The organism is Nonomuraea sp. NPDC049646 (genome assembly GCF_044465525.1).
GTDB lineage: Bacteria > Actinomycetota > Actinomycetes > Streptosporangiales > Streptosporangiaceae > Nonomuraea.
In genome coordinates this window covers 148,308-161,664 of sequence record NZ_JBITLU010000005.1, presented here as the reverse complement: position 1 = coordinate 161,664, position 13,357 = coordinate 148,308, and the positions used below count along the sequence as shown (strand labels likewise).

Annotated in this window: 9 protein-coding genes; 6 read left to right on the top strand and 3 right to left on the bottom strand. The window is 72.1% G+C overall.

The window, feature by feature from the left end:
• Window positions 1-7 precede the first annotated feature (7 nt).
• Genes ACIBQ8_RS16310 through ACIBQ8_RS16290 form a run of 5 tightly spaced genes read left to right on the top strand, consistent with a single transcriptional unit; the run spans window position 8 to window position 6,902 of the window.
• Complete coding sequence (locus ACIBQ8_RS16310; RefSeq protein ID WP_397176933.1) at window positions 8-2,485, top strand: ATP-binding protein; 2,478 nt, start codon at window positions 8-10, stop codon at window positions 2,483-2,485.
• A complete protein-coding gene (locus ACIBQ8_RS16305) occupies window positions 2,482-4,767 on the top strand; it encodes a type IV secretion system protein (RefSeq protein WP_397192311.1) in 2,286 nt (761 codons plus the stop codon). The genes ACIBQ8_RS16310 and ACIBQ8_RS16305 overlap by 4 nt, the downstream gene beginning before the upstream one ends.
• A gap of 2 nt (window positions 4,768-4,769) precedes the next feature.
• Complete coding sequence (locus tag ACIBQ8_RS16300) at window positions 4,770-5,396, top strand: hypothetical protein (protein ID WP_397176937.1); 627 nt, start codon at window positions 4,770-4,772, stop codon at window positions 5,394-5,396.
• A gap of 2 nt (window positions 5,397-5,398) precedes the next feature.
• The gene (locus tag ACIBQ8_RS16295) at window positions 5,399-6,496 is read left to right on the top strand and encodes an NlpC/P60 family protein (RefSeq protein WP_397176939.1); all 1,098 of its coding nucleotides are present in this window, start codon (window positions 5,399-5,401) and stop codon (window positions 6,494-6,496) included.
• 13 nt (window positions 6,497-6,509) lie between these two features.
• Window positions 6,510-6,902, top strand: a complete 393-nt coding sequence (locus ACIBQ8_RS16290; RefSeq protein ID WP_397176941.1) for a (deoxy)nucleoside triphosphate pyrophosphohydrolase — start codon at window positions 6,510-6,512, stop codon at window positions 6,900-6,902.
• A gap of 1,052 nt (window positions 6,903-7,954) precedes the next feature.
• Here the strand turns inward: ACIBQ8_RS16290 and ACIBQ8_RS16285 are convergent.
• On the bottom strand, window positions 7,955-8,119 hold the full coding sequence (locus tag ACIBQ8_RS16285) for a hypothetical protein (RefSeq protein WP_397176943.1): 165 nt from the start codon (window positions 8,117-8,119) through the stop codon (window positions 7,955-7,957).
• Between the two features lie 1,140 nt (window positions 8,120-9,259).
• On the opposite strand from ACIBQ8_RS16285, the gene ACIBQ8_RS16280 reads away from it, so the two are divergent.
• Window positions 9,260-10,660: a hypothetical protein gene (locus ACIBQ8_RS16280; protein ID WP_397192310.1), complete on the top strand. Its 1,401-nt coding sequence runs from the start codon at window positions 9,260-9,262 to the stop codon at window positions 10,658-10,660.
• 54 nt (window positions 10,661-10,714) lie between these two features.
• Here ACIBQ8_RS16280 and ACIBQ8_RS16275 read toward each other — a convergent pair whose 3' ends face one another.
• Window positions 10,715-11,467: a succinate dehydrogenase/fumarate reductase iron-sulfur subunit gene (locus ACIBQ8_RS16275; RefSeq protein ID WP_352324162.1), complete on the bottom strand. Its 753-nt coding sequence runs from the start codon at window positions 11,465-11,467 to the stop codon at window positions 10,715-10,717.
• Window positions 11,464-13,350 carry a fumarate reductase/succinate dehydrogenase flavoprotein subunit gene (locus ACIBQ8_RS16270; RefSeq protein ID WP_397192309.1) on the bottom strand — a complete coding sequence of 629 codons (1,887 nt, stop codon included), beginning with the start codon at window positions 13,348-13,350 and terminating at the stop codon, window positions 11,464-11,466. Before ACIBQ8_RS16270 ends, ACIBQ8_RS16275 begins: the two co-directional genes overlap by 4 nt.
• Window positions 13,351-13,357 lie beyond the last annotated feature (7 nt).

The following is a 13,357-nucleotide window of genomic DNA, read 5'->3' as shown; positions in this document are numbered from 1 at the left end:
GGGCGGCATGAGCAGGGCGTCCCGAGCGCACCAGCGTCTCGCGGTCCGCTACTTCGACGACCGCATCCTGCTCACGGACACCTGCGCGTGGGCGTACTTCCGGCTTCCGACGGTCAGCTACGAGTTCGTCACGCCGGAGGAGCGCGAGGCGCTGGCCACCAACGTCACGATCGCGCTGGCCGCGATCAGGATGCCCGACGCCGAGGTCCACCTGCGGGTCGCGCACCGCACCTACCCGGCGGCCGAGTGGGCGATGGCGCTCAACGCCACCTCCGACGAGGGGCCGGGCTGGCGCGACTACCTGGAGGAGATGTACCGGCACGTCTGGGCGAAGGACTTCTGGTCGAAGGAGGTCTACCTGGGCGTCCGCCTCGGGCCGCGCGGCAAGCAGCTCGGCAGCGGCGTGCTCGCCCAGCTCCTCGGCTTCTACCAGAAGACCGAGAAGGCGCTCGGCATGGAGGACGACCACGTCCCGGACAGCGAGATCGGCCGCTGGACGGAGTCGGCCGAACGGCTGGGCCGGGCCCTGGCCTCCAGCGCCCTGTACGCCAGGCACGCCACGTCCGTCGAGGTGGCCTGGCTGTTCCAGCACGCCGCCGCAGGAGCGGTCGGCGACCCGTCGCCCTCGGCCAGCCCGAAGCGGCGCTGGGGCAAGGGCGAGATCGAGTCGCTGGTCGAGGGCGAGATCCACAACGGCAGGTCGCTGCTGCGGATCGTGCAGCCGCAGGGCGACTCGTACGTGGCCCACCTGTCGTTCGCCCGCTTCCCCGACCTGATGCCGTTCCCCGACGGCGAGCCGTGGATGCACTTCGCCGACCAGTTGCCCTTCCCGGTGGAGATCTCGTCCAGGATGCGGCTGATCCCGCCGGTCAAGGCGTCCAAGGACGTCGCGCGCAAGCTGGCCCACGCCCGCGACATGGACCACCACATCCGCGAGGCGGGCGCCGAGGCGCCGATCGCGCTGGCCGAGCAGATCGACGCGGCCCGCATGCTCGAACACGGCATCACCAAGGAACGACTGCCCTTCGTGTACGGCTGGCACCGCCTGATCGTCTCGGCCCCCACGGAGGACATCTGCGTGCAGCGGGTCGAGGCGGTCGTCGAGCACTACCGCGACATGGGCATCGACGTGGTGAACTCGACCGGCGACCAGTTCTCGCTGTTCTGCGAGGCGCTGCCGGGCGAGAAGGTGCGCGTCAACGCCTACGCCCAGCGCCAGCCGCTGCGGACCATCGCGGGCGGCATGGCCACGGCCACCGTCGACCTCGGCGACCGGCTCGACGACGGCAGCGAGGGCTGGCTCGGGCCGTACATCGGGGAGACGGTCGGCAGGGCGCGCAGCATCGTGCACTTCGACCCGCTGCTGGCCGCGAGCCGCAACCGGCCGACCGCCATCGCGATCACCGGCGAGCCGGGCGGCGGCAAGACCACGCTCGCGCTGCTGATGATCTACCAGATGGCGCTGCGCGGGGTCACGGTCGCGGTGATCGACCCGAAGGGCGACGCCGAGTCGCTGGTCCAGCTCCTGGACAAGCGCGGGCGCAAGGCCAGGGTGATCCCGCTGGGCTCGGCCGCGCCGGGGCTGCTCGACCCGTTCTCGTTCGGCGACGACATCGCGGCGAAGAAGACCATGGCGACCGAGACGCTGCGGCTGCTGCTGCCCCGCATGTCGGAGGAGCGCGAGTCGGCCATGATCCAGGCCGTGGCCGCGGTGTCCAACGGCTCCGACCCGTCGCTGGGCAAGGTGGTCGACTACCTGGAGCAGGCCGACGACCCGGCCTCCAAGAACCTGGGCGCGGTGCTGCGGTCGATGTCGGAGATGCACCTGGCCAGGCTCTGCTTCGACCCCTCGGGCGGCGACCAGATCGACAGCGAGGGGTGGACCACCGTGTTCACCCTGGGCGGCCTGACGCTGCCCGACGTCGCCACGACCAGGGACGACTACTCCTACGAGCAGCGGCTGTCGGTGGCCCTGCTCTACCTGGTCTCGCAGTTCGCCCGCAGGCTGATGAACGGCCTCGACCGGCGGGCCCCCAAGGCGATCTTCCTGGACGAGGCGTGGGCGATCACCTCCACGCCGGAGGGCGCCAAGCTGGTCCCCGAGGTCAGCCGCATGGGCCGGTCGAGGAACACCGCGCTCGTCCTGGTCTCCCAGAACGCCGGGGACCTGCTGAACGAGCAGGTGACCAACTGCCTGTCCTCGGTGTTCGCGTTCCGTTCCACCGAAAGGGTGGAGGTGGACCACGTCATGTCGCTGCTCGGCGTGGAGCCGTCGGAGGAGCACAAGGCCGTGCTCCGCTCGCTCGGCAACGGCGAATGCGTTTTCCGTGATCTGGATGGCAGAGCCGGGCGCATCGGAGTAGACCTGATCTCCGAAGAACTGCTCCGCTGGCTCGACACGAACCCGACACACGACAGACCAGACGGTGGCGGGCATGATGATCTTCGAGGGGGCGTGGGCAGGGCGCAGGAGGTACGGTCATGAAGATCCGACTATCCCGACGACTGGCGCTGGTGCTCGCGCTCGTGAGCGCCGTTCTCGCGGTTCCGCTGGTGGTGGGCGGTTTCTCCACGCCCGTCGCCGCGGCGCCCTGTGACCTGTCGGGGCCGCTCAACCCCGAGATGATCGGCGGCGGCACCGACGGCATGATCCAGCCGCCGCCTCCCGCGGGCGGCGTCCAGGCCCCGACGACGAACTACGGCCAGTTCGGCATGGCCGGCCAGTTCTGGCAGACCCACGGGCTCGGCTGCTCCGACTACGTCGCCGTGCTCGGCAACATGTGGGCCAACGGCGTCTTCACCGCGGCCAAGGCCATCGACCGGCTGACGATCACGACGTACCAGGCGGCCGCGACGGAAGGACCGCTCCAGTCCATCAAGGACGTCGTCGACGACATCGTCCAGAACCTGTCCGAGGCCATGTACTGGCCGTTCCTGCGGCCGATCGTGATCCTCGGCGCGATCTGGCTCGCCTGGTACGGCCTGATCCGCAAGCGGGCCACCACCACCGCCGAAGGCGTGATCTGGATGGTCCTCGCGGTCACCGTGGCCGTGTGGTTCTTCAGCAGGCCCGGCGACTTCACGGGGCTCGGCAAGGTCGTGACCGACAAGACGGGCGAGGTGGTCAACTCCGCCTTCTCCGGCCTGCCGGGCGCCGGCGGCGCGTCCTGCCTGCCGCCACCCGGCCAGACGAACCCGCAGGTCAAACCGGGCGGTTACGGCCAGGTCGGCACGGCCGGCGTCGACCAGAACGCCGACGCCCTGTGGTCCACGCTGGTCTGCAAGCCGTGGCTGGTGGGCATGTTCGGCACCGCCGACCCGCAGCAGCCGATCGTGCGCGACTTCGGGCGCAAGATGCTGGAGACGCAGTCGATCGCCCCGGCCGTGGCCGGCCAGCCCGCCCCCGACATCGCCGCCCACCAGGCCGAGTACGCCAAGGTCGCCGAGCTGCTCAAGAACGACTCCCGCTACACCGTCTTCTCCGGCCGCGACTGGTCGAGCAGGCTCGGCGTGGCCGTCGGCGCGCTCATCGCGGCGGTGGTGGCCGGGTTGCTGATCTTCCTGGTGGCGGTCTCGCTGCTGGTGCTCAAGGTGGGCTTCCTGCTGCTGCTGATACTCGGGCCGGTGTTCCTGCTGGTCGGCGTGCATCCGGGCAGCGGGCGCATCATCGCCATGCGGTGGGTGGAGATGCTCGTCGGCACGCTGCTCAGGCAGGCGGTGCTGACGCTCGTGCTCAGCGTCCTGGTCTACGGGTACGCCCTGATCATCTCCACGGCCATGCCCTGGGGTCTCCAGGTGCTGTTCATGGCCCTGCTGACGATCGCGGTGTTCTTCTACCGGCGTCCGTTCCAGCACCTGTTCGCGTCCTTGAGCGGCCACACGGTCACCACCCGCATGCTCGGCGACGCCGCGAGCTCGCCCGTCCTGGAGCGGGCCGCGAACGTGTTGCCGCCGGTCGCCGGGGCCAAGCTCGGCCGGTGGGGCCTGCGCAAGGCCGAGCCGCTCATCAGGGCGGCGGCGGCCGGCAGCGGCGCGGGCGCGGCGGCCGGCGCCGCGGTCGCCCAGGCGCGGATGCGCGGCGAGGAGGGCGAGGGCGTCTCGGCCGGCACCCGGATGCCGGTGGGTGCCGCGCCGCTCGACACCGACCAGCACGGCGGCAAGGCGGGGGCCCGGCCTCCGCTCGAACCCCGCAGGGGCACCGCGCCGCCGCTCAACCTCGGCAGCCAGGCCGGCAGGACCCGCCCCGCGGCGACCGGCGCCCGCGGCGGCTCCGGTGGCGCGGGCGGCACCCCGTCCGGGGGCATGGCCGCCGGAGCCACGACCTCCGGCGGTTCTTCCAGCGGTTCCGGCAGTGGCGGCGGCGGTGGCTGGTTCGGCGGGCGGTCGGGCGGCGGATGGGCCTCGCGCGGCGGCGGTTCGGGCGGCTCGCGGGGCTCCCGGTTCGGCGGGTCCGGCGGGTCGGGCGGCTCGACGTCCTCGGGGTCGCGTGGCTCCGGTGGCGGGCTGTTCGGCGGCGGTGGCGGAGCCAGGAACGGCGGCGGGGCCCGCAACGGCGGCGGGTCCAGGTCCGGTGGCGGGTCCAGGTCCGGGGGGTCCGCGGCGCGGCCGTCCGGCGCGTCGTCGGGGTCCAGGATCTTCGGCTCGGACGAGCCGTCGTCCCGCTCGTCCGAGGCGCCGCCGCTGTGGCTGCGCGGCAGCGGCAACGGCGGCTCGGGTGACGATCCGTCGGTGCCCTTCTGGCTCAAGCCCAACCGAGGCAAGGACTGACCATGGCTCAGTCCGGTGACAAGCGCGGGCTGGCCTTCGCCGCCATCGTCGTGGTCATCGCCGCGGTCGGCGTCTACCTCACGATGTGGCCGAGCTCGGACGATCCGCCCGAGCAGGCCCCGGCCACGGGCACGACGTCCGCGTCCGCGCCCTCGGCGGCGGCGAGCAAGCCGCTGGCCACGGCCAGCGCCGCGCCGTTCGACGTCTACTCGTACCTGCCGATGAAGAAGGAGCAGCTCGCCGCGGCGGCGGACCTCGCCGAGCGCTTCACCGCCGTCTACGGCACCTTCCGGTACGACGAGGACCCGGCGGCGTACGCCACGAGGGTCAAGACGTTCACCACCGCCGAGCTGGGCAACATCCTCGCCCGGACGCTCACCTCGGCGGGCACCGTCCAGCAGAACCGCGACGACCAGATCGTCTCCCAGGCCACGGCCAGGCTGAAGGAGATCAGGCAGATCGAGAAGACCTCCATCGTCTTCGTCGTGACCGAGACCAGGCAGGTCACCGCGAAGAGCGGCAACCGGCAGGACGTCGAGGACCTGGCGGTCACGGTGAGCCAGCTCGGCGCCGACTGGCGGATCTTCGACGTGCTGCCCGCCACCGAGGGCCAGGACGGGGACAGCTAGCGGTGAAGTCCTCCCGAACCCGCCTGGGGCTGCTGCTCGGCCTCGCCGGGATCCTGCTGCTGGCCGCGATCATCATCTCGCCGATGCTGCTGGTCACGATGCCGTCCTTCCTGAACGGCGGCGGCGAGGGCTCGGTCGACTGCGAGGGCGGCACCCAGGTGCAGGAGGTGTCCGACTCGGGCGCCGCCGACATCCCGGGCGATTACCTCGACCTGTACAAGAAGTGGGGCAAGAAGATCGGCGTCCAGTGGACCATCCTGGCCGCCGTGGGTAAGCGCGAGACCGACCACGGCCGTTCCGACCTGCCCGGCGTCAAGAGCGGCACCAACTACGCGGGCGCGGCCGGCCCGATGCAGTTCCTGATCTCGACCTGGGGCGGCAAGGCGCAGATCCCGATCTCCTCGACCTTCAACGGCTACGCCTCCGACGGCGACGGCGACGGCGTGGGCGACGTCTACAACCCCGCCGACGCCATCCTCGGGGCCGCCAAGATGCTCAAGCGCAACGGCGCTCCGGAGAACGTCCGGCGGGCCCTGTTCACCTACAACCGCGCCTGGTGGTACGTCGACCAGGTCGAGGAGATCGCCAGGAAGTACGCCAAGTCGGGTGAGGTGGAGGTGCCGCCGCAGGCCGCCGAGGAGTGCGACGACCCCCTGGTGGCGGCCGCGCCCAGCGACGTCGTGGCCAAGATCCTGCAGTTCGCGCTGGCGCAGCGCGGGAAGCCGTACCTGTGGGGCGGCACCGGGCCGGACGCGTTCGACTGCTCGGGCATCATCTACGCGGCCTACCGGGCCGCCGGGCTGAGCATCCCGCGCACGACGTTCACGCAGTGGCCGTTCGGGGTGAAGGTGTCAGCGGGCCAGGAGCAGCCCGGTGACCTGGTGTTCTTCAACGCGGGTCCGGGCACGTCGGCCGACAGTCCGGGCCACGTCGGACTCGTCGTGTCCAAGGGGAAGATGGTGGAGGCCCGGTGCACGCTCTGCGGGCCGATCAAGGTCACGAGCTACCAGGCGCGCGACAACAAGGTGGGCTTCACCCGTCCCCTGCAGAACCCCGATGTGCTCGACCAGCTCAAGAAGCTGCAGAATCCCGCACTATGAGGATGACGAACGCATGAGCACGATCGTGGTCGCGGCGGTGATCGTCGCCCCCGGCGGCAGGGTGCTGGCCGCGCAGCGCGCCGCCCCCGCCGCGCTGGCCGGGGGCTGGGAGTTCCCCGGCGGCAAGGTGGACCCGGGGGAGAGCGAGGTCGCCGCGCTCGTTCGGGAGTGCCGCGAGGAGCTCGGCGTGGAGATAGCGGTGGGCGCGCGCGTGGGCGAGGACTGGGCGCTGTCGGAGGGGTACGTCCTGCGCGTCTGGCTGGCCACGCTCGCCTCCGGCACGCCCGAGGCCCGGGAGCATCTGGCTCTTCGCTGGCTGGGGCCGGGGGAGTACTACGACGTGGAGTGGCTGGGCGCCGACCTGCCGATCATGAAGACCGTGGAGAGTCTGCTGCGGCAGGATTAGACCGTCTCTCTCTGTGACATAACGATTACTACACGTGATTTGTTGCAGTGGGGGAGTGGAGTGATGCGGCGTGGCTGGATCCTTTCTGGAGCGCTGATCCTGGTGGCGTTGCCCTCCGTGCCCGTGGCGGCGGCGGGGGTGACGCTCGTGCTCGAACGCGTGAGCGGCCCCGAGGGTGTGGGCCAGTGGATCAGGACGGGTGACGTCCAGCGTTTCAGGGTCCGGCTCAACGGGATGGGCAAGGGGGCCAAGGTCGCGGTGGCTACCAGCCCTGCTGCGGCGTTGTCGGGGCTGGCGTGCCCGTCGCCCTCCGGTGCTTCCCGGCTGTCCGCTGGTGGGGTTGAGGGTTCCGAGGCTGTTGACGGGGTTCCGGCCTCCGGCGGGGACCCCGTGCCGGGGCCGTGGAGCGCGGGAGATGCGACGGATCCGGATGCCGGGGCGTTTCCGGAGGAACCGGAGCCGTGGCGTCCCGGGCCGGGCCGCCACCTGACCCGCGCGGAGACCGGTCGCGGCGCACCGCGGGCCGAGGCCGGTCGCGGCGCGGCGCCGTTTGAGGCCGGTCATAGCGCGCCGCAGGCGGGGGCGGACCGGGAGGCGGCACAGTTCGGTCCGGGCGCCCAGGACGCCGCCCCGCCGGTCGGGGCCGGTCACTGGATGCCGCCGGGTGGCGCGGCTCAGGGGATGCCGCGCGGCGAGGCAGGCCAGCGGGTCCCGCGCATGGAGGCAGGGCAGGGCGCGCCGTGGGCTGCGGGCGGTCGGGGAGTGCCTCGGGCTGAGGACGGCCGGCGGATGTCCCGCGTTGAGGGTGGTCAGGGCGTGTCTCGGGCTGAGGGTGGTCAGGGCGCATCCCAGGCCGAAGGTGGTCAGGGCATGGCTCAGGCCGAGGGTGGTCGAGGGGTGTTTCCGGCTGAGGGCGGGCCGGGTGGGGGGCAGGTCGGTGGGGGGCGGCAGGCGGCCGGGGTGCTGGCCGCGCGGGCGTTGGCCGGTGTGGAGGGCTCGCCTTCCGGTGGCGGTACGCTGCCCGGCGCGCGGGTCTGCGCCCTCGGGCCGATCTACGGTGAGCGGGCGCTCGACGTGACCTTCCAGGCGCCCGAGGGGGCCAAGGAGGTGGTGCTCGCGGCGGTGGCCAGGATGCGGACGCCCTCCGGTGGGCTGACCACCATCAACAGGACCACGTCCATGCAGGTCGCCGAGGAGATGCCGCGCGAGGCCGCCACGATCAGCGGTCAGGCGGTGCCCGTCCCGGCCACGGCCCCCCACAAGCGGCGGCGGCCCGGCCGGCAGGTGGCAGGCGCACAGGGGCAGCAGACGGGCGCCGCCGGGCTCCTCGCGGGGACGGGTGGAGGCGTCGCCGGGCTGACGCCCGGGGCAGGCGGAAAGACCCGAGGCGGCCTCCCCGGCCTGACCGGTACGACGGCGGGAAGGGGCGGCCTCCCCGGAGGAGCCGCAGGCTTGCCTGTCACGGGTGGAACCCGAGGGGCGCTCTCGCGCGTCGGCGGCGGAGGCGTGGCGCGGACGCCGCGACAGGGAGGCACGGGCGGAACCCTGGGCGCGTTCCCGCGTGCGGGAGGCGTCGGCCAGGGCGTCACCCCTGGGACGACCGGCCGGGCGCCCGCCGGCACTCGGGGGACGGCACGAAACGGCCTCCCCGGCGGCCTGGCGACAGGCAGTCTGCCCGGTGGCGCGGCGAGCGGCCTGACAGGGCCCCTGCCGGGTGGCGCGGCGGGTGGCTTGCCGGGTGGTGTGACGGGGAGCGTGCCCGGGGGTGCCGTTCAGAAGGGGCTGCCCGGTGGTGCGGCGCACGGGGGGTTGTCCGGCGCGGCAGGGCTGGCGCAGGGCGCGGTGCCGGGGATGACACACCAGAGCCTGCCCGGCGTCATGCCACCGGGGAGTGTGGCCGGAGGTGTGGCGCCGGGGAGCGCCGCCGGGGGCGTGGCGCCGGGCGGCACGGCCGGGGGCATGATGCCCGGAGGTGTCGCCGGGGGGATGGCTCCGGGAGGTGTCGCCGGGGGTGTGGTGCCCGGGGGCGTCGGTGGTGGGGTGCAAGGGGGAGGGGTTCCCGGGGGCGGGGTGGTGAGTCTGGCGCCGGAGTCGGGGGCCGGGGCGCCGTGGCCGGTGCAGGTCGTGGAGGCGCGGAAACCGGTTCGCCCGGTCGCGTACGCCAGCCCGCTGGACGGGCCGCGCGGCTTCTCGCTGGTCATCGGGGCCATCGGCGTCCTGCTCGGGGCTTTGTGGCTGGTTACGCGAGCTAAACGCCGCCATAAGCCGCGAAACGTATGGTAATTCCGTCTTTACTGTTGCTTTGACCCGACTAGTATTCCCTTGACCATGGTTCCGGGACTATGCGGAGGGCTCCGGTGGCACGCACGCGAGCGACGGCCGTGTCCGCGATCGTCCTAGCGCTCGGGCTCACGGGCGTCGGCGTGGCCCCCTTCGTGGGTCAGAGCGCGAGCGCTTCGGTCGGCAGCGCGGCGTTCGACCCGGCGGTGGAGCCGTGCGACGCGGGCCAGACCTGCGACCCGCAGACCACGGTCACGGTCACGACGACGTTGGGCACGCCCACGCCGGAGGAGGCTCCGGAGACGACGATCACCCACACCGTCACCGCGAGCCCGACGAAGACCACGAAGGCCCCGAAGCCGCCCAAGACCACCGCGGCCCCCACGCCGCCGCCCGTCCAGGAGACGACGCAGCAGCCGCTGGCGCCCCTGCCCACCGCGCAGACCACGGCCGGGCCGCTGCCCACGGAGCAGACGACGGAGCCGTCCGTCGAGATGCCGTCCGTCGCGCCGACGGACCCGCCCACCGCGACCGCCCCGCTGACGGCCGACACCGCCCCGAGCACGGACTCGGTCCAGCTGGAGGTGCGCGCGGCCGCGCCGGAGTTCGACCAGAAGTCGCTGACGCAGAAGCTCAGCATCCCGGCGCTGGTGCTGGTCCTGCTCGCGCTGTTCGCGGTGCTCATCTTCGAGGGACGGCTGCGCCGCATGGCCCACGCGGCGGCCGTGCGCAAGGCGGGCCCCCCGCTGGCCGGCTCCTCGATGGGCCGCCCGGACGCGCCGCCGCCCGGCTACCCCGCCGGCCCCGGCTACGCCACGGCGTCCTTCCCCGCCCCCGGCTATCCGGGCGGCACGGCGTACGCGCCGATCATCAGCTTCGTCCCGATCCAGACCTACCCGGCCGGCCAGCCCGGCTACGGTCCGGCCCACCACGACCCGGCCTACCACGACCCGTACGGGCCCCAGGGCGGCTACCCGCCCGAGCCGGCGCCGACCGTGCCCGCCGCCATGCCCCCCACGACGCCGGCGACCGCGCCCGAGCCCGTGGTCCTGCACCCCGACGAGTTCGACAGCTACAACGAGCCGCCGCAGCCCGCCCAGGACTACCGTGACCCGTTCGAGCCGCTGATCCCGGCCGAGCAGCCGCCGGCCGAGATCCCGCCGGGCGGCGGGAAGCCGTACGAGGACGAGCGCGAGTTCCCGCTCGCCCCGGCGGCGGCGGCCGAGAGCGGCGACTCCGAGCCCTGGCAGCAGGGCCCGTCCCTGTTCGAGCCGAAGCAGCCGGTGCAGCCGCGCCCGCCGATGGAGCCGCAGGGCGGGCCGCCGGGGCCGCCGGAGGGCTACCTGCCGCCGCCGTACCTGCCGCCGGAGGGGGACGCCGCGACGGTCGTCCAGCCGCTGCCGCCGCAGCCCCCGGAGGGCGCCACCAAGGAGATGCAGGACCCCAAGCACCGGAAGAAGCGCTGGGGCCGCAAGTAGCACAAAGCGGAAGCGGGGGCCGGATCCATCCGGCCCCCGCTTCCGCTCTGCCGCCTACTTGGCGCGCTTGAAGATCTTGTTGCCCAGCCAGACCAGCGGGTCGTACTTGCGGTCGGCCACGCGCTCCTTCATCGGGATGAGCGCGTTGTCAGTGATCTTGATGTGCTCGGGGCAGACCTCGGTGCAGCACTTGGTGATGTTGCAGTAGCCGAGCCCGTGCTCCTCCTGGGCGGACTCCTGCCGGTCGGCCACGTCGTACGGGTGCATGTCCAGCTCGGCGATCCGCATGAGGAAACGCGGACCGGCGAAGGCCGGCTTGTTCTCCTCGTGGTCGCGGATCACGTGGCAGACGTTGTTGCACATGAAGCACTCGATGCACTTGCGGAACTCCTGCGAGCGCTCGACGTCGACCTGCTGCATGCGGTACTCGCCGGGCCGCACGCCCGCCGGCGGGGTGAACGAGGGGATCTCGCGGGCCTTCTGGTAGTTGAAGGACACGTCGGTGACCAGGTCCTTGATGACGGGGAAGGTCCGCATCGGGGTGACCGTGATGGTCTCGTCCTCGGAGAAGGTGGACATCCGCGTCATGCAGCCCAGACGCGGCTTGCCGTTGATCTCCATGCTGCACGAGCCGCACTTGCCGGCCTTGCAGTTCCAGCGCACCGCGAGGTCGGGGGCCTGCGTCGCCTGGAGCCTGTGGATGATGTCGAGGACGACCTCGCCCTCGTTCACCTCGACGGTGAAGTCCTCAAGCTTGCCCTCGCCGCCCTCACCACGCCAGACCTTGAACTTCGCCTTGTAACTCATTTGGCAATCCCGTCGAACTCGGCCATCTCTTCGTCGGTGAGGTACTTCTTCAGCTCGTCCCGGTCGAACAGGGTGATCAGGTCCTCGCGCATGGACGGCTGGACCTTCTCCACGACCTGGACGCTGTTGCCGTCCTCGGTGGAGCAGACGAGCAGCTTGCGGCGCCATTCCGGGTTCATCCCGGGGAAGTCGTCGCGGGTGTGGCCGCCGCGGCTCTCCTCGCGCAGGAGGGCGGCGCGGGCGACGCACTCGGAGACCAGGACCATGTTCCGCAGGTCGATGGCCAGGTGCCAGCCGGGGTTGTAGATCCGCGAGCCGGCCGCGCCGACCTGGCGCACGCGCTCCTTGAGCTTCTCCACGACCTCCATGGCCTCGGAGACCTCCTCGGCCTTGCGGATGATGCCGACCAGCTCGTTCATCGTCCGCTGGAGCTCGTGGTGCACCTCGTACGGGTTCTCGCCGTCGCGCTGGAGGGGCGCCAGGGCCTCCTCGCGGGCCGCGTCCACGAGCTCCTGGACGACCTTGGGACGGGCGGTGAGCCCGTCGACGTAGGCCGCCGCGCCCGCGCCCGCGCGCCGCCCGAACACCAGCAGGTCGGACAGCGAGTTGCCGCCCAGCCGGTTGGACCCGTGCATGCCGCCGGACACCTCGCCGGCCGCGAACAGGCCGGGCACGGCCGCCGCGCCGGTGTCGGCGTCGACCTCGACGCCGCCCATGATGTAGTGGCAGGTCGGGCCCACCTGCATGGGCTCGGCGGTGATGTCGACGTCGGCCAGCTCCTTGAACTGGTGGTGCATCGACGGCAGCCGCTTCTTGATCTCCTCGGCCGGCAGGCGGGTGGAGACGTCGAGGAAGACGCCGCCCTGGGGGGATCCGCGGCCCGCCTTCACCTCGGCGTTGATCGCGCGGGCCACCTCGTCACGGGGCAGCAGCTCCGGCGGGCGCCGGTTGTTGGCCTGGTCGGTGTACCAGCGGTCGCCCTCCTCCTCGGTGGTGGCGTACTTGTCCTTGAACACCTCGGGGATGTAGTCGAACATGAAGCGCTTGCCCTCGGAGTTGCGCAGCACGCCGCCGTCGCCCCGGACGGACTCGGTGACGAGGATGCCGCGCACGGACGGCGGCCAGACCATCCCGGTGGGGTGGAACTGGATGAACTCCATGTTGATCAGGTTGGCGCCGGCGAGCAGGGCCAGGGCGTGGCCGTCGCCGGTGTACTCCCAGGAGTTGGAGGTGACGACGTACGACTTGCCGATGCCGCCGGTGGCCAGGACCACGGCGGGGGCGTCGAACAGCAGGAAGTTGCCGGTCTCGCGCCAGTAGCCGAACGCGCCGGAGATGCGGTCGCCGTCCTTCAGCAGGCGGGTGACGGTGCACTCGGCGAAGACCTTGATGTAGGCCTCGTGGTCGCCGTGCGTCTCGAAGTCCTCCTGCTGGAGCGCGACGACCCGCTGCTGGAGGGTGCGGATCAGCTCCAGGCCGGTACGGTCGCCCACGTGTGCGAGCCGCGGGTACTCGTGACCGCCGAAGTTCCGCTGGCTGATCTTGCCGTCTTTGGTGCGGTCGAACAGCGCGCCCCAGGCCTCCAGCTCCCAGACGCGGTCGGGGGCCTCCTTGGCGTGCAGCTCGGCCATGCGCCAGTTGTTGAGGAACTTGCCGCCCCGCATGGTGTCACGGAAGTGCACCATCCAGTTGTCGTCGGAGTTGACGTTCCCCATCGCGGCGGCCGCGCCGCCCTCGGCCATGACGGTGTGGGCCTTGCCGAACAGCGACTTGCAGACGATCGCCGTGCGCTTGCCCTGCTGACGGGCCTCGATGGCGGCCCGCAGCCCGGCGCCGCCCGCACCGATGACGACGACGTCGTATTCGTGACGCTCGATTTCCACTGGAAGA

What these genes read in the sequence shown, in the direction of transcription:
- ACIBQ8_RS16310 (WP_397176933.1), top strand. Translation starts at nt 8, where the DNA reads ATGAGCAGGGCGTCCCGAGCGCACCAGCGTCTCGCGGTCCGCTACTTC.
- ACIBQ8_RS16305 (WP_397192311.1), top strand. Translation starts at nt 2,482, where the DNA reads ATGAAGATCCGACTATCCCGACGACTGGCGCTGGTGCTCGCGCTCGTG.
- ACIBQ8_RS16300 (WP_397176937.1), top strand. Translation starts at nt 4,770, where the DNA reads ATGGCTCAGTCCGGTGACAAGCGCGGGCTGGCCTTCGCCGCCATCGTC.
- ACIBQ8_RS16290 (WP_397176941.1), top strand. Translation starts at nt 6,510, where the DNA reads ATGAGCACGATCGTGGTCGCGGCGGTGATCGTCGCCCCCGGCGGCAGG.
- ACIBQ8_RS16275 (WP_352324162.1), bottom strand. Translation starts at nt 11,467, where the DNA reads ATGAGTTACAAGGCGAAGTTCAAGGTCTGGCGTGGTGAGGGCGGCGAG.